Origin of the sequence: Actinoplanes sp. CA-131856, from assembly GCF_050956135.1 — a bacterium.
Lineage (GTDB): Bacteria > Actinomycetota > Actinomycetes > Mycobacteriales > Micromonosporaceae > Actinoplanes.
Window position 1 is genome coordinate 2,557,198 of the sequence record NZ_CP191849.1, and the last position, 16,934, is coordinate 2,574,131.

Below are 16,934 nucleotides of genomic sequence, written 5' to 3' on the forward strand. Positions count from 1 at the left end.
GTTGCTGGTCTCGGCGTCGGCCCTGTTCTGGGGGCTGCAGTTCGCCTTCCTCAACCCGGCCCTGGCGTTGCTGCTGGTCAGCGTCTTCGGCGCGAGCGCCGGTGAGGTGGGCTGGGCCCTGGCGGTCTACAACGCCGGTGGGTTCGCCGCCTCGTTGCTCGTGCCCGCGTACGCCGATCGCGCCCGTGACTACGTACGGCCGATGGTCGCCTGTGGGTTCTTGACCCTGGCCCTGGCCGGCGTGCTGGCGGTGACCACGTCGCTGCCGCTGGCGGTGCTGGCCCTGGTGGTGCTGGGCGGTCCGGCCGGTGTCGGCAGTTCGCTGCTGTTCGCTCAGCTCAAGCACACCGGGGCGGCGCCGGGCGAGGTAGTGCGCACGCGAGCGCTGGTGTCGTTCGCCTGGGTGGCCGGGCCGCCGCTGGCCACATTTCTGATCGGCGGGTTCGGGCCCCGGTCGATCCTGGTGGCCATCGCCGTGACCGCGGTCCTGAACATCGCGACCACCGCGGCCATGCGGCGTACCACAGTCTCGTCAGCATCGGAGCCGGAGCGGGAAACACCGCGCGGGCGGGTCGCGATGGTGGTCGTGGTGTTCATCGCCTTGCAGGCCACCAACAGCGCGACGGTCTCGGTCATGAGCTTGTACGTCACCGAGCGCCTCGGCCTGGGCGTGGCGTGGGCCGGGATCGCGCTGGGCGTGGCGGCCGGCCTGGAGATCCCGGCGCTGCTGCTGATCGGCAAGCTCACCGACCGCGTACCCGGACGGCTCCTCCTGCTGTCCGGCTGTGTGGCGGGGATCGTCTACTACGCCGCGATGGCGTTCGCCCACGGGCCGGTGCTGTTGCTGGGGTTGCAGGTGCTCAACGCCTGGTTCTTCGCCACCGTCGCCGGCGTCGGCCTGACCCTGTTCCAGGAGATCATCCCGCGTCCTGGGCTGGCCGCCGGCCTTTACACCAACACCCGCCGGCTCGGCTCCATCGCCGCCGGGCCGCTGCTCGGTCTCGGCGCCGCGACCTCGCTCGGCTACGGCGCCGTGTTCGCCGCCTGCGCGGTCGTCACCGCGGCCGCGCTGGCCGGGCTGCGTTTCGCTCCGGCCCGGCAGCCCCAACTCAGCCACTGACGAACGGAGACGTCACCATGCGAGCAACTGTCATTTATGGCGCGGGAGACGTCCGGGTCGAGAACGTGCCCGACGCCGCCCTGCGCGAGCCGACCGACGCGCTTGTGCGGGTGCTGCGATCCTGCATCTGCGGCAGCGACCTGTGGCCGTACGCCTCCAAACCCGTCACCGGCCAGCCGGACCGGATCGGCCACGAGTTCCTCGGCGTCATCGAAGAAGCCGGCTCCGCCGTCTCCGGTTTCCAGGCCGGTGACGTGGTGGTGGCGCCGTTCGTGTGGTCGGACGGCACCTGCGACTTCTGCCGCGAGGGGTTGCAGACCTCCTGCCGGCACGGCGGCAACTGGGCCCGCAACGGCATCGACGGCGGTCAGGGCGAGGCCGTACGGGTCCCGCAAGCTCAGGGCACCCTGGTCAAGCTCCCGGTCGGCGAGGACTCGGCGCTGCTGCCCTCGCTGCTGGCACTGTCCGATGTGTTCCCGACCGGATACCACTGCGCCGTCACGGCCGGAGTCAACCCGCGGACGACCGTGACCGTGATCGGCGATGGAGCGGTCGGCCTGTCCGCCGCGCTGTCGGCGAAACGGCTCGGTGCCGAGCGGATCATCCTGATGGGCCGGCACAAGGATCGCACGGACCTGGGCCGGGAGTTCGGCGCCACCGACGTCGTCGCCGCCCGGGGCGACGAGGGCATCGCCGCCGTACGGGACCTGACCGGCGGCGACGGCACCCACACCGTGCTGGAGTGTGTCGGGCACCAGCCCGCGTACGAGCAGGCCCTGGGTGTGGCCCGCGTCGGTGGTGTGATCAGCCGGGTCGGGGTGCCGCAGTACAACGACGGTGACATCGGCTGGAACCTGTTCGGCCGCAACCTGACCTTGACCGGCGGGCCGGCCCCGGTGCGCAACTACATCGAGGAGTTGCTGCCCGACGTGCTCAGCGGCAAGGTCGAGCCGGGCAAGGTCTTCGACCGTACCGTGAGCCTGGAGCAGACGCCGGAGGCGTACCGGGCGATGGACGAGCGCGAGGCCCTCAAGGTCCTCGTGCGTCCCTGAGTTTCTCGGGCTGGGAGGCGACGCGATGAACCACCGTGAGCAGATCCGCGAGTTCCTGACCACCCGCCGGGCCAAACTCACCCCCGGCCAGGTCGGGCTGCCGGTTGTGGGCACAGGCCGGCGGGTGGCCGGGCTGCGCCGGGAGGAAGCGGCTCTGCTGGCCGGGGTCAGCGTCGACTACTACACTCGCCTGGAGCGCGGCAACCTGGCCGGGGCTTCTGACAGCGTTCTGGAAGCCCTGGCCCGAGGGCTGCGCCTGGACGAGGCCGAACGTGAACATTTGTTCAACCTGGCTCGTACCGCGAGCCAGGTCCCGGCGCCGCGGCGCCGCCCGGCCGCCGCTCGCGGACTGCGGCCCGCGGTGCAACAGATCCTCGACGGCATGACCAACCCGGCCTGGGTGTACAACGCCCGATTGGATGTGCTCGCCGCCAATCCGATGGGCCGGGCTTTGTACGCGCCGCTGATGGACGGCCCGGTCCGGCCGGCCAACAACGCCCGCTTCACCTTCCTCGACGAACGTGCCCGCCGGTTCTACCGCGACTGGGACCGGGTGGCCGGTGACCTCGTGGCCATCCTGCGCGCTGAGGCCGGCCGCCACCCGTACGACAAAGACCTGACCGGGCTGATCGGCGAGCTGTCGACCCGCAGCGCCGAGTTCCGCACCCGGTGGGCGGCACACGACGTTCGCCTGCACCGCAACGGCGGCAAACGGCTGCACCATCCCGTCGTCGGCGACCTCGACCTCACGTTCGAGGCGATGAGTCTGGCCACCGACGAGGAACTGACTCTGGCCGCCTATGTTGCCGAACCCGGCTCACCCAGCGCCGACGGTCTGCGCCGGCTCGCCGATGCCCTCGTCGCCGGGCCTGCTGAACTGTTCACCTGATGAAGAGGAGATCCACGATGGCGTGGAGCAATGATGAGCTCAGCCAGGTCGGGCGGGCGGAGGAGCTGCGCATCGCCTCCTACCGTTCGGACGGCTCGCTGCGCCCGTACGTGACGATCTGGGCCGTGCGCGCCGGCGACGACCTGTATGTGCGCAGCGCGTACGGCTCGAACAACGGCTGGTTCCGCCGCGCGAAGGCGTCCGGCACCGGCCGCATTCAGGCCGGCGGCGTGGAGCGCGACGTCACGTTCGGCGAGGCCGAGCCGGGCGCGCAGGCCGGGATCGACGAGGCCTATCACCGCAAGTACGACCGGTACGGCCCGGCGATCGTCGGCAGCGTTACCGGACCCGAGGCGCCGGCGGTCACGATCCGCCTGCGGGCCGCCGAGTAGAGGAGAAACCATGGAACTGCGACCTTTGGGCCGTACGGGTGTGCAGGTCAGCAAGCTGACCCTGGGCACCATGATGTTCGGCGACTGGGGCACCAAGGACCACGACGAGAGCAACCACTGGCTCTGATGGCCTTTGATCCAGCCGATCGGCTGTTCGCGGTCGTGTGGTGCGCGGTCGGATGGCTCACGGCAGTGCGAACTCAGTTCGGTGACGGGGTGGCGTCGACGATCCAGGTGACGCCGAAGCGGTCGGTGAGCATGCCGTAGAGCGGGGCGAACGGCGCTGGTGCGAGCGGGGTGAGGATGGTGGCGCCGTCGGTGAGGCCGTCCCACATGTGCTGGATCTCGTCGGGGTCGTCGCCGCGAAGGGCGATGTAGTAGGCGTTTTCGCCGGCGTCGAAGGTCTTCGAGGGCTGCACGTCGTAGGCCATGATGCGGAAGCCGTTAGGGGCGGTGACCTGGCCCCAGGCCACCTGGCCGGCCTGGCTGGGGTCTTCCACGGCGTGGATGTCGGTGTAGGTGGCGATGGTGACGTCGCCGTGGAAGGCCTTGGCGTAGAAGTCGAGCATGTCGCGGGCCTGGCCACGGGTGTTGATGTGGGCGGTGGTGGTGACGGTCATGACTTCTCCTTGAGGCGTCGGGTCTGTTCAGGGCTGGGCGCCGCGCATCGCGGGCAGCAGGACCTCGTCGATGAGAGCGATGGAGTACTCCGGCGTGATGGGCAGTTGTTGCACCGCAACCCGGCAGGTGCACATGAGCGGGAGCACTTGGGAGAGCGCGTCGACGTCGACCGGTCCGTATTCCCCGCGGTCGATCGCGCGTTCAATGAGGAGGCGGTTGGCGTCGATCCACGGTTGCATGCCGCCATCGGTCAGCACGGCGGCGATACGCTCGTCCCGCCCGGCGATGGACTGCAGTCCGGAGATGACCCGGACGCGCCGCTCGGCTTGCTCGGAGGTATCGGGCTGCATGAGGGCGATGCAGTCGCCGCGCAGGCTGCCGGTGTCGGGTAGCCGGTCCAGGTCGACGGGCCCCGGGGCCAGCCGCTTGACCGCGCTCAGCACCAGGTCGATCTTCGTCGGCCACCGCCGGTAGACGGTGGCTCGGGCCGTGCCCGCCCGCACCGCCACCATGTCGATGGTCATGCTTTCGTAGCCGGTCTCGGCCAGCACGTCCAGGGCCGCATCGAGGATCACTCCGTCACGCGAGTGGTCTCGTTTACGACCACCCTTGTTCGGCGCGGCGGTTGGCGCTGTCCGTCCACTCATGCTGATACGATATCCCTGAGTATCGAATCACGCAAGTATCGGTACTCTCTCGTCTCAAAACGTGAAGGACACGATGGCCAGGTCGATCACGATGGAGCAACGACGGGCGGCACTCATCCACCGGCACTACCTGACCGGTGCCGCTTCCCAGCCGAAAGAGGTAGTGAAGGCCTTGGTCGCCCTGCACGCGACCGACCCGGCCACGGTTTATCTCTCGGTGCTGGCACGCAGCCGCACCACCAACCTCGCTGACATCCATGAGGCGATGTATGGGCAACGCGCCCTGGTGCGCTGGATGGCGATGCGGCGGACCCTGTTCGTGTTCGCCCGCGAGGACATTGCCATGATCCAGGCGGCGGTGAGCGAGCCTTTGGCCGCGACGCTGCGACGACGCCTTCTCTCGCTGATCGACCGCAACGGCATCGAGCCACCGGTGGTCGGTGACCTGCCCGGCTGGCTGCGATCGACCGAGGCGAAGGTGGAGCTGGCGCTGCGGCACCGCAGCGCCACGGGGGCCGAATTGCGGGCTGCGGAGCCGAGGCTGCGCGCCGTCATCGCGGCCCGCACCCGGTCCGAACAACCGCAAGGGCTGACCTCACCGCTGCTGACCCTGATGAGCGCCGAAGGGCGCATCGTGCGCGGCACACCTGTCGGCGCCTGGACCACCCGCCACCACCGCTGGGAACACGTGTCGGCGTGGTGGCCGGAAGGCCTCCCGCGTGACGACCCGGGGCAGGCCCAGGCGGCGCTGGCCCGGCGATGGCTGCAACGTTTCGGGCCGGCCACGGTCGACGACCTCATCTGGTGGACCGGCTGGACCAAAGCCGTCGCCCGCGCCGCCCTCGGCCAACTTGATCTTGAAGAGGTCGACCTGCACGGCACAGCCGGCGTCGACCTGCGCGAAGCCGCACCCATTCCCGCCACCGAACCGGTTGCCAGTCTGCTGCCCGCTCTGGACCCGACTCCGATGGGCTGGAAACGGCGCGACTGGTTCACCGCGATCGACCCGTCCCACATCTACGACCGAGCGGGCAACATCGGCCCGACCGTCTGGTGGAACGGCGAGATCATCGGATCCTGGGCCAGCCTGGCCGGCGGCATCCGCACCCACATCCTCGCTGACCGAGGCCAAGAAGCAACGACCGCTATCGAACACGCAGCAGACGACCTGCACGCCCGCCTCAACAGCGCCGTCGTTGTCCCCGCAGTCCGCACCGCCTGCGAACGCCACCTCAGCGACACCCGGTAGACCAGCGATGTCATCGGCAGATCCGCGCATCCGCGCTCGGAGCTGGTGGTGGTTTCGGCCAGGCGGTCGCAGTCGAACAGTTTCCCGTCGAGGATGACGAAGGGCCAGCCGTCGTCGGCGACTTGCTGGAGCGCCTCGTGCAGATCAGGGGCCTGGGCCGCAAGGACGCTGATGCCTTCGGCGAGGTAGCGGTAGGCGGTGGCCCGTGAGATGCCGAACCCGGCGCCCAGCAGCGTCGCGTCCTCAACACCTCCGTGTCACGATTTGCGCTGTCGCCTTGTCATATCTTCGTACGGGGCGGATCAAGTCGAGTGAAACGAGAAAGCCATTCAGATCGCATCCACTGGCGGACCCGGCCCGGCCGGATGGCAGGCGGCCGAGCCGGCCGGCCACCGGCTGAGCAACGCTCAACTCGTCGGCCGGCCGGCCGGGGCGCTCTCATGAGCCGGCCACTCGCCATCCACGAGATCTCGCGACGCAGCGGGTTCAGCGAAGCGACCTTGCGCTACTACGAACGGATCGGGCTGTTGGGGCAGGTTGAGCGCGACCCGGAGACCGGCCACCGCCGGTACTACGAGGCCACCGTGGAGCGGGTGGAAGCGCTGGCCTGCCTGAGATCATCCGGTGTGACTGTCGAGGGCATGCGCCGGTACGTACGCCTGCTTGCCCGGGGCGACGAGGCTGCCGACGAATTGCAGGACCTGTTCGCCGGCCAGGCCGCCCAGCTCGCCGCCGAGATCGACCGGCTCCGGGTGCGCCACGAATACCTCACCCTTAAGGCCGAGTTGTGGGCGGCCCGAGGCCGGGGCGATGCCGATACCGAGGCTGCCATCGGCGACCGCGTCCAGGAGACCGTGCGGGCCTTCTGATCGGGGGCGTCACAGCCGTACGATGCCGAGCCGTACCAGACTGTCCGCCGTGTCGGTGATGGTGGTGGCCACGTCGCGGGGGTGCCAATCGAGCAGACGGCGAGCCTTTTCGTTGCTGATCGACGGGATCTGCCCGCAGAGCGCGGCCGCCTCGCGCAGGGCCGGCTCGGTCTTGGCGCCCTCGCGTACCTGCTCGTCGGTAAGCTCGGTGGCCGGCACCCGCTCGGCGAAGGCCGGAAGATGCCGCGCCAGGATCTGGCCCATCTGGAGAAAGCTGATCGCGGGGCCGCCGACGCCGATGAAGCGCTGACCTGCCGCGGCCGGGCTCAGCATCGCTCGCAAATGAAGGTCTACGACGTCACGCACGTCCACGACGCCGAAGAACATGCGCGGCACGACCGGCATCGCGCCGTCCAGGAAAGCTTTCACCAGACCGGTCGAGGCGGAGAGCTTGTCGCCGAGCAGGGGCCCGAAGATTCCGGTCGGGTTGACCACGGTGAGCTCCGGGCCGCCTTGCCGCTGGACGTAGTCCCACGCGGCTTGTTCCGCCACCGTCTTGGATCGGATGTAGGCGGGGATGTCGTCGGCCGGGTTCGTCCAATCCGACTCGTCGTAGTGGCCGTCCGGCTTGACGGTGTAGCCGATCGCGGCGTAGGAGGAGGTCATCACGACCCGCTCCACCTCCGCGGCCCGCGCCGCGTGCAGCACCCGCAGCGCGCCGTCGCGGGCCGGCACGACCACCTCATCGTCGTCGCGCGGAGGGGTGAACGGGAACGGTGAGGCGTGGTGCCAGACGTACCGGACGCCTGCGACCGCCTTGTCCCAATTGTCGTCCGAGGTCAGCTCTGCGGTCAGAAACTCCAGACGGTTGCCCGGCTCGGCGCCGGCACGGCGTACGCGGTCGACGACCTCACGTTCCTGCGACGTCTGCCGGACGGTGACCCGGACGTGGTACCCCTCGGTGAGCAGGCGGGCGACGGAGTAACCGCCGACGTGACCGGTGGCCCCGGTCACCAGAACTGTGGTGTTTTCATTGCTCATGACACCCGAGTGTTCTCCGCCTGAAGCGCTTCAGGGCAACGGTGATCTGCGTCTCCCGCGGGTCTCCGGGCCGGCCGTCCCGGCGGTCTGACGGCTTGAAAGCGGGGGGAACTCACAAGAGTCGCCAGTCTGGCGGCCGGGCTGCCCGAGCTGGCCACCGCCCGTCTGCCCTTCGAGCTCGGAATCCTGATCGAGTCACTGTGGTGGCACCCGATGCACGACCTCGACCCTGGGCACATCTGGTTTCGGGAGGCGGCTTCCCGGGCTGCGGCGACTCTCGCGGACCAGCCTTATGCCTGACTGTAGCCGGCCACGCCGGTCGGCGCCGCGAACGTGTCGGCAACCCAGTCGGCGATGAAGGTACTGACATGGGGGAGATGGTCGAGGCCGATGTGCTCGGTGGCACCCTCCTCCGGGGTGAAGATTCGCAGCTCGCGCTTGGGGGAGTTGACCGCCTGGTCGTAGGAGCGGTGGGCGTACTCAAGGGGGATCTGCCGGTCGTTGGCGCCGTGGGCGATGAGGAACGGCACGGTGATGTTCTCGACCACGCCGTCGAGGTGGACGCCGTCGGCGAACTCGATGAACTTGTCGAGGTCGGTGTGGCCCCACACCCACAGGACGTGCTCCCAGTAGTGGGGGACGGGGCGCTCACCCTCGCGTTCGAGGCGGCGGCGTTGCACGGCACCCCAGTTGTGGTTGGCGCCCCAGGCCACACAGAGGGCAAGGCGCTTCTCGTACGCGGCGGCGCGCGGCGCGTAGTAGCCGCCCAGCGACCAGCCGACGATGCCGATGCGGGTGGGGTCGACGTCGTCGCGGGTCTCCAGCCAATCGACGGCGGCCGCGGCCCAGGCCTCGGTGTCGATGCGGGCGGTCAGGCCTTGCAGGCGCAGCGCCTCGCCGGTCCCAGGCTGGTCGAGCATGAGGCAGGAGATGCCCCGCGCGGCCAGCTCGGCCCAGTGCGACGAGGCGTACATGTGCTCCTTGGTCGAGTCGAGCCCGTTGACCAGGATGACGACGGGGGCCGGGCCGGGCGCGGCGCTGAAGTAGGCGGGCAGGGTGGTGCCCTCGTACGGGATCTCCACCCGCTGGACGGTCGGGCTGTGCAGGTCGAACGCTTTCTGCGTCAGGGTCAGCAGCCGGCGGTAGGCCGGGATCCGGTTCGGGTCCGAGTGCGAGAGCATCCGTTCGGCCTGGGCCAGGTAGTTGGCGGCGCGGAAGTACAGCTGTCCGGCCGTGCGGGTGTGTGCCTTCTTCTCCGCGTCCTCGGCCTGCGCGACGAGCTGGTCGGTCAGCGCCGTCCAGGCCCGTAGGAAGTCCGGGGTGCCGGTGTCCTCGCCGCCGGCGGCGGCGTCCCGGATCGGCCGGCAGGCCCGGTCCACCTCGTCGATGAGGCCGCCGGAGTTCAGCGTGGCCACCACCGCGAGGTTGTAGGTGTACGGACCGGTGGGGAAGTACTCGAACACGGATGGTTCCCTTCTCAGACGGAGCGCTTGCGGAGCCGGGGCCGGGGCCGGGCGGCGGCGACCGGTGGCAGCTCGAGACCGGGTACGACCCGGTTGCGGATGGTGCCGAGGCCCTCGACGGTCATCTCGACGACGTCGCCCGGGCGCAGGGGTGGCGGGTCGAGCTCGCCGCGCCGGCCCCACAGCTCGGCCAGGCAGCCGCCGTTGCCGCAGGTGCCCGAGCCGAGGACGTCGCCGGCGCGGACCCGGGTGCCGCGCGAGGCGTACGCGATGAGCTCCTCGAACGGCCAGCCCATGTTGGACAGCAGATCCTGGCCGACCTCGGCGCCGTTGACCGACACCCGCATGTCCAGGGCGAGGAAGCCGTCGGCGTCGCGGAACGGCTCGAGCTCGTCGGCGGTGACCAGCCACGGACCCAGCGTGGTGGCCGAATCCTTTCCCTTGGCCGGGCCGAGATTGACCTTCATCTCGCGGCGTTGCAGGTCACGGGCCGACCAGTCGTTGAGGATCGTGTAGCCGAAGGCGTGCTCGCGCGCCTGCGCGGGCGTCAGCGACGCGCCGTCGCGGCCGATCACGACCGCCACCTCGAGTTCGAAGTCGAGCAGGCGGCTGCCGGGCGGCACCGGCACGTCGTCGTGCGCGCCGATCAGCGCGTACGGGTTGGTGAAGTAGAAGGTGGGCGCCTCGTACCACTCGGGCACGACACCGCCGCCGTCGCCGACGGAGGCGACGACGCCTTCCACGTGTTCCTCGAAGGCGACGAAGTCGCGGACGGTCGGCGCTTCGAGCGGTGGCAGCAGCCGCACCGACTCGACCGGCACTGCCGCACCGGTCAGGACGGCCGCGCCGGCGTCGAGCGCCGCGGGAAGCCCGGCTCGAACCAGGTCGAGCACGGTCGTGCCGTCCGGCAAGGGGTGCAGCCCGGCCTCGGAGACGACACCGGCGTGCACCGAGCCGGCGGTCTCGTACGTGGCGAAGCGCATCAGACCGGCGGGGCCTGGAACAGGCCCTTGTCGGGGTCGTTGAACGACCGGGTGGCGACGAACTCGTTCATCGCGTTGGCCGTGCCCCACTGGTCGCTGACCTCAGGGTTGGAGAAGTCGTACAGGTGCGGGTGCCAGGTGTCCTCGTCGATCCGCTCCAGCTCGGTGGTGTATTCCATGGTGTTGCCGTTGGGGTCGAGGAAGTAGCTGAAGGTGTTGTTGCCGGCCAGGTGCCGGCCCGGTCCCCAGATCTTCTCGACGCCGGCGCGCAGCACCCGGCCGGTGCCGCGCATGTATTCGTCGAGGCCGCGCAGCTCGAACGAGGCGTGGTGCAGCGAGGGGTGCGGGCCGCGGGCGATGGCCAGGCTGTGGTGCCAGGCGTTGACCCGCATGAACCACATCATCTCGCCCATCCGCGGGTGCATCAGGGTGTCCGAGAGGGCGAAGCCCAGGTGCTTCTCGTAGAAGGCGCGGGTGCCCTCGGGGTCCGCCGAGTTGAGGACCACGTGCGACAGCCGCACGGGGATCGACTCACCCTCCTCGATAGCGCGGTGCTGCCGCACCGCCACGTCGGCGGAGACCTCGACCGTACGGCCCTCGTTGTCGAAGAACCGGAAGCCGTAGCCGCCGCCCGGCGTCTGCAGGACGCCGGGCTCGTTGACGAGCTGGACGCCGTCGGCGGCCACCTGCGCCGCGAGCGTGTCCACATCTGCCGGCGTGGCCACGCCGAACGCGATCAGGTCGATGCGCTTGTCGCTCGCCTCCCGCAGGCGGACGACGTACTGCTCAGGGCTGCCCTCGGCGGCCAGGAAGGTCAGGCCGGAATCGGTGTGCTCCGGCTTGAGCCCCCAGGTGTGGGTGTAGAAGTCGAGCTGTTTGGCGTAGTCGGGCACGGCGAGATCGACGTGCCGCAGATGCGTGATCAGTCGCATGGGAACTCCTTAGGCGGGCTGGCTGACGAGCACGGCGATGTCGCGCATGAGCGCCGGCACGTCGCCACGTTCGTGGTCGAGCAGCCATTGGCAGAGCTGGTTGGAGGCGTCGACGACGGCCTTGGCCCGGCCGGCGCGGCGCTCGTGGAAGGCGTCCCACAGCCCGGAGCCGACGGTGTCGTGCGCGAGCAGAAGCTCGGCCAGCACCGCGGCGTCCTCGAGGGCCTGGGCGCCGCCCTGGGCGATGGTGGGCGGGCAGGTGTGCGCGGCGTCGCCGATGAGCACGACCCGGCCGCGGTGCCAGGGGCCGTCGAGCATGTGGGTCTCGAACCACGTGTAGTTGACCCGGTCGAGCGTCTCGCGGATCTCGTCCCACGGACCGTGGTAGGCCCGCGACAACTCCCGCATCGTGGCCAACTGCTCCTCGGGGGTCAGGGCCGAGCGGTCCTGTGCGGCTTCGACGATGTACGCGTACATCGAGTCCTCGCCGGTGGGGCAGTAGCCGGCGATGAACGACGGGCCTCCGTAGATGAGGTCGGTGCGGGTGACGCTCGCCGGCCGCGGCCCGAAGGCGCGCCAGATGCCCATGCCGATCGCCCGGGTCTCCAGGTTGATGCCGAGTGCCCGCCTGGTCCAGGAGCGGATGCCGTCGGCGCCGACCACGAGGTCGTAGCGGCCGGTCGAGCCGTCGGAGAACGTGACCTCCACACCGGTGTCGTCCTGGACGAGCTCGGTGAAGGTCGTACCGAAGCGGGTCTTGACCCCGGCCGCGGCGGCCCGGTCGTGCAGGATCCGGGCCAGCTCGGGCCGCGACATGCCCATGACGGCCGGATAGTCCGGCCCGCCGGTGCGGGCGTCCGGGATCTCGGCGACCACCGTCCCGTGCGGGTCGGGCGCCCGGATGCCGGTGACGTCGAAGCAGAAGCCGCGCTTGCGGGCGGCGTCCCAGACGCCGAGGCGGTCGAGCTCGCGCAGCGCGTTGCCCTGCAGGGTGATGCCCGAGCCGAGCGCGCTCACCTCGGGCTTGACCTCGACCAGGTCGACGGCGACGCCGGCCGCGGCGAGCCGGATGGCGGTGGCCGACCCGGCGAGGCCGGCGCCGACCACGAGAACGGTGTCCACGGCGGTCATGTCAGGACTCCTTCATTTGACGGCCAAGGGGTTGACGGGCGCGCCGACGGCGCCGGTCACCGGCAGGGGAGCGGCGGTCAGGAAGAACTCCCACACGCCGTCGGCCGCGCAGTCGGCGGCCAGCGCGTCGAGGTCCCACATCTCGCCGAGGAACAGTCCGATGTGCGGGATGCACACCTGGTGCAGCGGCTGGAACGCGTCGTCGAACTCGTTCGGGCGCACCTCGAAACCCCAGGTGTCGGTGGCGATCCCGGCGATCTCGGTCTGGTGCAGCCAGTCGGCGGTGGTGAACGACAGGCCGGGGGCAGGGCCGCCGGCGTAGTCGCCCCAGCCGTCGCGCCGGGCCCGGGCGAGTCGGCCGGTGCGGACGCAGAGCAGGTCACCGCGGCCGACGTGGGCGGTGGGGCCCTGTGCGGCGATCGTGGCCTTCAGGTGCTCGACGGTGATGGCGAAGCCATCGGCCAGTTCCCCCTCGTCGCCGATCGCCCGGCCGACATCGAGCAGCACCCCACGCCCGGCGATGCGGGCAGCGGCGGTCTCGATGCCGGTCACCTGGTCGCCCTCGCTGGTCACCACGTCGCCGGCGCGGCGGCCGTTCCAGGCTAGGCCGTGGTCGAAGATGTGCCCGAGACCGTCCCACTGCGTGGAGGCCTGCAACGGCATGAAAATGACGTCGTCGGCGCCGCCCAGCCCATGGGGGAAGCCCTGGCCCCGCTCGGCGTCCAGGCCCGTGTCGAGCATGGTGTGCACCGGGTTGGTGCGCCGGCGCCAGCCGTTCTGCGGGCCGTTCGCGTCGAAAGACTGCGCGAGCGAGAACGCCGCGCCGCGACGGACGAGCGCGGCGCCCTCGCGCCGCTTGGCGTCGTCGAGGAAGTTCAGCGTGCCGAGCACGTCGTCGGTGCCCCAGCGACCCCAGTTCGAGCAGCGCTTGGCCGCGGCGGCGATCGCCCCTGAAGGATCGGCCGGATCCAGCGGCCGTGTGTCGGTCATGTTTCCCACCGTCTACGGCAGCGTGACGCAAGGGAAGACGAGATCTCTGATGTACGGGTATCAGCGTGACCGATACTAGCCGCGTGGACCTCAATCTGATGGTGGCGCTCGATGCCCTGTTGCAGGAGCGCAGCGTCTCGCGGGCGGCGGCGCGGCTCGGCCTCTCCCAGCCCGCGCTGTCCGGATCACTCGCGAGGCTGCGCCGCCACTTCGGTGACGAACTGCTGGCCCGGGTCGGTAACGAATACCGGCTGACGCCGCTGGCGGTGCAGCTCAAGGAGCGGGTGCGTACGGCGTTGAGCAGCGCCGACCGTGTTTTCTCCGCTCAGCCGGAGTTCGACCCCGTCCGCTCCGAGCGCGAGTTCACCCTGCTGGTCAGCGACTACGTCACCGTCATCCTGGGCGACACCGTGGCGCAGCTGCTGGCCCGGGAAGCCCCGCACACTCGGCTGCGCCTGTCCGGCAATCCGCCGGCCCTGGTCGACCGCGCCCACCAGGTCTTACGGACCACCGACCTGCTGGTGATGCCGCATGGCTTCGTCACCGACCTGTCACATCGCGACCTGTACCGCGACGAGTGGGTCGGCGTGGTCGCGGCCGACAACCCGGTCGCCGACCGCGGCCTCACGATCGACGACCTGCGCACGATGCCCTGGGTGGCCAGCTTCCACGGGCCGACGGCATCCACCCCGGCCGCCCGCCAGATGCGCATGCTGGGCATCGAGCCCACCGTGCAGGTGGTCGTGGAGAACTTCCTCGCCGTGCCTGCGCTGGTCGCCGGAAGTGATCGCATCGCGCTGCTGCAACGCCGCCTGGTCGACCTGCTGCCCCTCAACATCGGCGTCCGGGCCCTGCCGCTGCCGTTCCCGGCCGCCCCACTGATCGAGGCGATGTGGTGGCATCCGATCTATGACGACGATCCCGAGCACTCCTATCTGCGTGACGTGCTCTATCGCGCGGCCCGGCAGGCTACCGGTATCACCGTGGCTGATGGCGAGTTGCCGGGGTGAACCGGGTGGATTCGCGGGCGATCAGCTCGGGCTGGAAGACTACCTGCCGGTGCCCGTGCGAGGTGCTCTGTTCGACCTCCTCGAACAGCAGCTGCGCGGCGACGCGCCCGAGCTGGTGACGTGGCTGGCGCACCGAGGTCAGCGGCACGGCTGACGCGGCGGCGAAGTCGATGTCGTCGTAGCCGACGATGGCGAGGTCTTCGGGTACGCGCAGACCGGCGCGAAGAACGGTTTGCAGCACGCCGAGAGCCAGCATGTCATTGGCGCAGATGACGGAGGTCGGACGGCCGGAGGTATCGCGGCCGGCGAGCTGGGCCGCGGCGCGACGGCCGGCGGCCACGCCGAGACCGCCGGAGTCGATGACCTCCAGCCGATCGCCGGTGGCCTGGCGGGCTCCGGCCAGCCGGGCGGCCACCTGGGGCACAGTCAACGGCCCGCCGAGGAAGGCGATCTGCTGGTGTCCCCGCTCGACGAGGTGAGTCGCCGCCAGCTCGCCGCCGGCGTGGTCGTTGACCGCGACCGAGCACAGGTTACCGACGGGCGCGCCGTGGTCGAGCAGCACCACCGGCGTGCCGCGCCGAGCCAGGGCCTCGATGGTGTCGCCGGCCGGTTCCAGCGGCGTGATCAGAACTCCCTGCACCCGCTGGGCTTCCAGCCGGCCGAGGTGCCGCCGCTGGCGGTCGGTCGACTTGGCGCTGTTGTAGAGCATGACGATCACGTCGTGCTCGTCGGCGATCTCTTCGGCGCCGCGGGCGAGGTCGGCGAAGAACGGGTTGGTCACCTCGGGCACGACCAGGCCGATGGTGCGGGTGCGGCCGGCGACCAGTGCTCGCGCCGCTTCGTTCGGCCGGTAGTCGAGTTCGGCGATGGCCGCCCGGACCCGTTCCAGGGTCTTCGGCGCCACCGCGTGGGGCCGGTTGAGCACGTTGCTCACGGTGCCCACGGAGACTCCGGCGCGCGCGGCCACCTCGTCGATCCTCGCCATGCGGCCGAGGTTACGCCAGACGCTTCAATCACAAGGACCCCGGGCTGGCCCGGTCGGCGAAATTTCGCTCATCTGTCCGGCGGATGGCAAGCCCGGGTTATTGAATCGTTATAACCATCAAAGCCCCAGGTAAAGACCATGTTTCGAGGTGATCAACGCAAGGTTTTGCTGTGACCTTCTTGACGTCGATCATGGGTGAGCCGACTCTTTAGACGCTTCAAAACGAAGGAGGACCCGTGGCATCCCTGTTCAAGACCAAGCATGTGCTGGCGGCCGCCGGCGCAGTCGCGCTCGCCCTGTCCACGGCGGCCTGCGGCGGCAGCGACTCGTCGTCCGGCAGCTCGTCGTCCAAGAATTTCTCGTTCCTGGCGATCAACGAGAACACCACCATCGCCAAGACACTGACCACCCTGAGCCAGAAGGAGTGCGCCACCCAGAACACGGCGCAACCGCTCGAGATCAAGAAGCAGGCGCAGGCCAGCCTCGACCAGCAGCTCCAGCTGCTCGCCGGGCAGGGCGCGCTGCCGCAGACGTTCACCGCAGCCAACGCGCCGTCGCTGACCCAGCAGCTCGCCAAGAACGGGCAGGTCCTCGACACCGCCTCGATCTCCGAAGGCGTGCTGCCGGCCGCCTCCTCGACGATCAAGTCGCTCTACGACGGCCAGCAGCTCGTGCTGCCGTCCGAGCTCAACATCGAGGGTCTCTGGTTCAACAAGAAGATCCTCGCCGACAACGGCATCGCCACCCCGGCCACCTGGGACGAGCTGGTCGCGGCGTTCGCCAAGCTGCAGACCGCCGGCGTGCAGCCGATCTCGGCGGCCGGCAAGGGCGGCGACGGTTGGGGCGTGACCCGCTGGGTCGGCAACCTCATCCTGCGCCAGCTCGGCCCCGACGCGCTCAAGAAGGTCGCCGATGGGCAGGCCAAGCTCACCGATCCGCAGTACGTGGCGGCCGCCAACACCGTCGCCGACCTCGGTGCCAAGGGCTACTTCGGCAAGTCGCCGACGTCCATCGACTACGCCACCGCGCTGAACACCTTCCTCAACGGTAAGGCCGCCTTCATCTACATGGGGTCGTGGGCCCTGTCGGACTTCAACGACGCGACCAAGAACAAGGTCGGCGCGGCCAACGTCGGTTTCCTGAAGTTCCCGACGGTGGCCGGCGGCACCGGCACCGCCGATCAGATGCCGGCCAACGTCGGCACCGCGATCGCGGTGTCCAAGAAGGCCTACGAGGGTGACAGCAACACTCAGGCGTGGGTCAAGTGCATCGTCGCCAACTACGGCACGGTGGCCCTGCGCGACTCCAGTCAGATCACCGGATTCAAGACGGACGCCAGCGTCGAGGTGCCCGCGCTGACCAAGGAGATCCAGACCGAGATCGGGCAGGTGCAGACCAGCGTCCTGTGGTTCGAGGCGTACTTCTCGGCCAAGGCCACCACCGTCAGCCAGAACAACGGCGGCCTGCTGGCCAGCGGCAAGCTCACCGGCGAGAAGTTCATGCAGACGGTCAGCACGAACCTCGGCTGAGACCGCGCGGGCCCCGGCCGGACGGCCGGGG

Annotated in this window: 17 protein-coding genes; 8 read left to right on the forward strand and 9 right to left on the reverse strand. The window is 69.9% G+C overall.

Annotated features, from left to right (window positions below):
- The first annotated feature begins 1 nt into the window (after position 1).
- From ACQP2X_RS12255 to ACQP2X_RS12270, 4 genes are read left to right on the forward strand one after another with little or no spacing between them, the layout of a single operon-like run.
- Positions 2 to 1,120 (forward strand): MFS transporter, encoded by a 1,119-nt coding sequence (locus ACQP2X_RS12255; protein WP_498696436.1) that lies wholly within the window; start codon positions 2 to 4, stop codon positions 1,118 to 1,120.
- Positions 1,121 to 1,137: 17 nt separating this feature from the next.
- Positions 1,138 to 2,172, forward strand: coding sequence for an alcohol dehydrogenase catalytic domain-containing protein (locus tag ACQP2X_RS12260; protein ID WP_498696437.1), 1,035 nt, complete (start codon positions 1,138 to 1,140; stop codon positions 2,170 to 2,172).
- Positions 2,173 to 2,197: 25 nt separating this feature from the next.
- Positions 2,198 to 3,061, forward strand: coding sequence for a helix-turn-helix transcriptional regulator (locus ACQP2X_RS12265; protein ID WP_498696439.1), 864 nt, complete (start codon positions 2,198 to 2,200; stop codon positions 3,059 to 3,061).
- A gap of 17 nt (positions 3,062 to 3,078) precedes the next feature.
- Positions 3,079 to 3,453 (forward strand): DUF2255 family protein, encoded by a 375-nt coding sequence (locus ACQP2X_RS12270; protein WP_498696440.1) that lies wholly within the window; start codon positions 3,079 to 3,081, stop codon positions 3,451 to 3,453.
- A gap of 200 nt (positions 3,454 to 3,653) precedes the next feature.
- Here ACQP2X_RS12270 and ACQP2X_RS12275 read toward each other — a convergent pair whose 3' ends face one another.
- Together ACQP2X_RS12275 and ACQP2X_RS12280 are read right to left on the reverse strand one after the other, a co-directional pair.
- Entirely contained in the window at positions 3,654 to 4,073 is a 420-nt protein-coding gene (locus ACQP2X_RS12275) for a VOC family protein (protein WP_498696441.1), read from the reverse strand.
- A 27-nt stretch (positions 4,074 to 4,100) separates the two neighbouring features.
- Positions 4,101 to 4,721, reverse strand: coding sequence for a TetR/AcrR family transcriptional regulator (locus ACQP2X_RS12280; RefSeq protein WP_498696443.1), 621 nt, complete (start codon positions 4,719 to 4,721; stop codon positions 4,101 to 4,103).
- A 61-nt stretch (positions 4,722 to 4,782) separates the two neighbouring features.
- On the opposite strand from ACQP2X_RS12280, the gene ACQP2X_RS12285 reads away from it, so the two are divergent.
- On the forward strand, positions 4,783 to 5,970 hold the full coding sequence (locus ACQP2X_RS12285) for a winged helix DNA-binding domain-containing protein (protein WP_498696444.1): 1,188 nt from the start codon (positions 4,783 to 4,785) through the stop codon (positions 5,968 to 5,970).
- A gap of 440 nt (positions 5,971 to 6,410) precedes the next feature.
- The gene (locus ACQP2X_RS12290; RefSeq protein ID WP_498696445.1) at positions 6,411 to 6,839 is read left to right on the forward strand and encodes a MerR family transcriptional regulator; all 429 of its coding nucleotides are present in this window, start codon (positions 6,411 to 6,413) and stop codon (positions 6,837 to 6,839) included.
- Between the two features lie 9 nt (positions 6,840 to 6,848).
- On the opposite strand, the gene ACQP2X_RS12295 is transcribed toward ACQP2X_RS12290, so the two are convergent.
- The 6 genes from ACQP2X_RS12295 to ACQP2X_RS12320 form a co-directional block, all read right to left on the reverse strand.
- Positions 6,849 to 7,880: an NAD-dependent epimerase/dehydratase family protein gene (locus ACQP2X_RS12295; RefSeq protein ID WP_498696447.1), complete on the reverse strand. Its 1,032-nt coding sequence runs from the start codon at positions 7,878 to 7,880 to the stop codon at positions 6,849 to 6,851.
- Between the two features lie 290 nt (positions 7,881 to 8,170).
- Complete coding sequence (locus tag ACQP2X_RS12300) at positions 8,171 to 9,343, reverse strand: alpha/beta hydrolase family protein (protein ID WP_498696449.1); 1,173 nt, start codon at positions 9,341 to 9,343, stop codon at positions 8,171 to 8,173.
- Between the two features lie 14 nt (positions 9,344 to 9,357).
- Positions 9,358 to 10,326 (reverse strand): fumarylacetoacetate hydrolase family protein, encoded by a 969-nt coding sequence (locus ACQP2X_RS12305; RefSeq protein ID WP_498696451.1) that lies wholly within the window; start codon positions 10,324 to 10,326, stop codon positions 9,358 to 9,360.
- The gene (locus tag ACQP2X_RS12310; protein ID WP_498696453.1) at positions 10,326 to 11,258 is read right to left on the reverse strand and encodes a VOC family protein; all 933 of its coding nucleotides are present in this window, start codon (positions 11,256 to 11,258) and stop codon (positions 10,326 to 10,328) included. Before ACQP2X_RS12310 ends, ACQP2X_RS12305 begins: the two co-directional genes overlap by 1 nt.
- Before the next feature lie 9 nt (positions 11,259 to 11,267).
- On the reverse strand, positions 11,268 to 12,389 hold the full coding sequence (locus tag ACQP2X_RS12315) for an FAD-dependent monooxygenase (RefSeq protein WP_498696455.1): 1,122 nt from the start codon (positions 12,387 to 12,389) through the stop codon (positions 11,268 to 11,270).
- Between the two features lie 12 nt (positions 12,390 to 12,401).
- Positions 12,402 to 13,379 carry a cyclase family protein gene (locus ACQP2X_RS12320; RefSeq protein WP_498696458.1) on the reverse strand — a complete coding sequence of 326 codons (978 nt, stop codon included), beginning with the start codon at positions 13,377 to 13,379 and terminating at the stop codon, positions 12,402 to 12,404.
- A gap of 83 nt (positions 13,380 to 13,462) precedes the next feature.
- On the opposite strand from ACQP2X_RS12320, the gene ACQP2X_RS12325 reads away from it, so the two are divergent.
- On the forward strand, positions 13,463 to 14,389 hold the full coding sequence (locus tag ACQP2X_RS12325) for a LysR family transcriptional regulator (protein WP_498696459.1): 927 nt from the start codon (positions 13,463 to 13,465) through the stop codon (positions 14,387 to 14,389).
- On the opposite strand, the gene ACQP2X_RS12330 is transcribed toward ACQP2X_RS12325, so the two are convergent.
- Positions 14,358 to 15,374, reverse strand: coding sequence for a LacI family DNA-binding transcriptional regulator (locus ACQP2X_RS12330; protein WP_498696460.1), 1,017 nt, complete (start codon positions 15,372 to 15,374; stop codon positions 14,358 to 14,360). The genes ACQP2X_RS12325 and ACQP2X_RS12330 overlap by 32 nt on opposite strands.
- Before the next feature lie 236 nt (positions 15,375 to 15,610).
- On the opposite strand from ACQP2X_RS12330, the gene ACQP2X_RS12335 reads away from it, so the two are divergent.
- Complete coding sequence (locus ACQP2X_RS12335; RefSeq protein ID WP_498696461.1) at positions 15,611 to 16,903, forward strand: ABC transporter substrate-binding protein; 1,293 nt, start codon at positions 15,611 to 15,613, stop codon at positions 16,901 to 16,903.
- Positions 16,904 to 16,934: the final 31 nt, after the last annotated feature.

Bases quoted from the DNA above. Each gene is read 5' to 3' on its own strand.
- ACQP2X_RS12260 (WP_498696437.1), top strand. From the start codon at position 1,138: ATGCGAGCAACTGTCATTTATGGCGCGGGAGACGTCCGGGTCGAGAAC.
- ACQP2X_RS12265 (WP_498696439.1), top strand. From the start codon at position 2,198: ATGAACCACCGTGAGCAGATCCGCGAGTTCCTGACCACCCGCCGGGCC.
- ACQP2X_RS12270 (WP_498696440.1), top strand. From the start codon at position 3,079: ATGGCGTGGAGCAATGATGAGCTCAGCCAGGTCGGGCGGGCGGAGGAG.
- ACQP2X_RS12275 (WP_498696441.1), bottom strand. From the start codon at position 4,073: ATGACCGTCACCACCACCGCCCACATCAACACCCGTGGCCAGGCCCGC.
- ACQP2X_RS12280 (WP_498696443.1), bottom strand. From the start codon at position 4,721: ATGAGTGGACGGACAGCGCCAACCGCCGCGCCGAACAAGGGTGGTCGT.
- ACQP2X_RS12290 (WP_498696445.1), top strand. From the start codon at position 6,411: ATGAGCCGGCCACTCGCCATCCACGAGATCTCGCGACGCAGCGGGTTC.
- ACQP2X_RS12295 (WP_498696447.1), bottom strand. From the start codon at position 7,880: ATGAGCAATGAAAACACCACAGTTCTGGTGACCGGGGCCACCGGTCAC.
- ACQP2X_RS12305 (WP_498696451.1), bottom strand. From the start codon at position 10,326: ATGCGCTTCGCCACGTACGAGACCGCCGGCTCGGTGCACGCCGGTGTC.
- ACQP2X_RS12310 (WP_498696453.1), bottom strand. From the start codon at position 11,258: ATGCGACTGATCACGCATCTGCGGCACGTCGATCTCGCCGTGCCCGAC.
- ACQP2X_RS12315 (WP_498696455.1), bottom strand. From the start codon at position 12,389: ATGACCGCCGTGGACACCGTTCTCGTGGTCGGCGCCGGCCTCGCCGGG.
- ACQP2X_RS12320 (WP_498696458.1), bottom strand. From the start codon at position 13,379: ATGACCGACACACGGCCGCTGGATCCGGCCGATCCTTCAGGGGCGATC.
- ACQP2X_RS12330 (WP_498696460.1), bottom strand. From the start codon at position 15,374: ATGGCGAGGATCGACGAGGTGGCCGCGCGCGCCGGAGTCTCCGTGGGC.